The sequence below is a fragment of the Plantactinospora mayteni genome (assembly GCF_016862935.1).
Taxonomy (GTDB): Bacteria; Actinomycetota; Actinomycetes; order Mycobacteriales; family Micromonosporaceae; genus Plantactinospora; species Plantactinospora mayteni.
The window spans coordinates 1-1132 of the sequence record NZ_BONX01000113.1; the positions used below are offsets into that span (position 1 = coordinate 1).

At 63.7% G+C, this 1132-nt stretch carries 1 protein-coding gene; it reads left to right on the forward strand.

Features of this window, described 5'->3' with window-relative positions; genetic code table 11:
• Nucleotides 1-169 precede the first annotated feature (169 nt).
• Nucleotides 170-1078 (forward strand): hypothetical protein, encoded by a 909-nt coding sequence (locus Pma05_RS42115; RefSeq protein WP_203863143.1) that lies wholly within the window; start codon nucleotides 170-172, stop codon nucleotides 1076-1078.
• Nucleotides 1079-1132: the final 54 nt, after the last annotated feature.

Sequence of the window (1132 nt, forward strand, 5' to 3'; positions counted from 1 at the left end):
GGCGCGGATAGCGTTTCGCGGGCACTTCCGTCGATCTCGTCGTCGCCTTGACCGCCCTACCGTCGCGCAATAGCCTGCACCGGGCGACCTCCGAGGCACCGGGCCCGAGGTCGTCAATATTCGGGGAGGCAGTGTGCGATTCGCTAGACGGCTGACGATTCTGGTCGCGATGGTTCTCAGTTTTCTGGTCCTGTCTGGAAACGCGGCTCAGGCTGCCTACTACAACACGTACAGCGACATAGCCAGCATTCCCAACACGAGCTGCTGCACCGGGGCACAGGGCTTCGCCGCCGGCTCCACCTACCTCTACTCGATCAAGAACCGCACCAACTACGACGACACCTCCGTCATCTACCGTGTCCACAAGACCACCGGCGCCCGGGTACTGATGACGAACGGCACGAACAACACGTCGACCAACCCCTGGCTCGGGCACGGGAACGACATGACGATCGTCGACATCGACGGGCAGCACCACCTGTTCGTCGTCACCATGAACGCAAGCGGCGCGCAACTCGTGAAGCTCCGCTACGAGGGCACCACCTACTACCACGCCGGGTCATACCAGCTCCGCCTCAACGGGGCCGTCGCGGCGCCCTCCGGGATCAACCGAGTCTCGGTCACCAGCACCACGATCACCTTCATGTTCAAGAGCGGCCGGACGATCTACAACGGCAGCCTCCCGCTGCGCGCCTCCTCCGGGACCATCGAACTGACGAACGCCTTCAACCTGCAAGTCGAGGGCGCCCTCGTCAACGGCGCCCCGGTACCGGACCTGACGACCTTCACCAACCAGGGGTTCTTCTACGACGCGCCCAAGAACGTCCTCTACTACCCCCTGACCAAGGACAACCGCAGCATCGTGCTGGTCTACCGGAACGTGTCACCAACGACAACCGGGACCGCACCCGCCGCCACCGACCTCTCCTTCCGCATCACGTCCTCGGCCTACTCAACCCTGTTCGAAATCGAAGGCGTCGGAATCAGCGACGGCAAGCTGTACTTCAACACGAACCGGGCGAACCCGAGCGGCTCGTTCGACGGGATCCACGTCTTCAACGGCTACACCGCGGCCTAGCACACACCACAGCGGGACCCGCTGCGGCTCAGCGATCGAGCCACAGCGGGTCCC

Bases quoted from the DNA above. Each gene is read 5' to 3' on its own strand.
- Pma05_RS42115 (WP_203863143.1), top strand. From the start codon at position 170: ATGGTTCTCAGTTTTCTGGTCCTGTCTGGAAACGCGGCTCAGGCTGCC.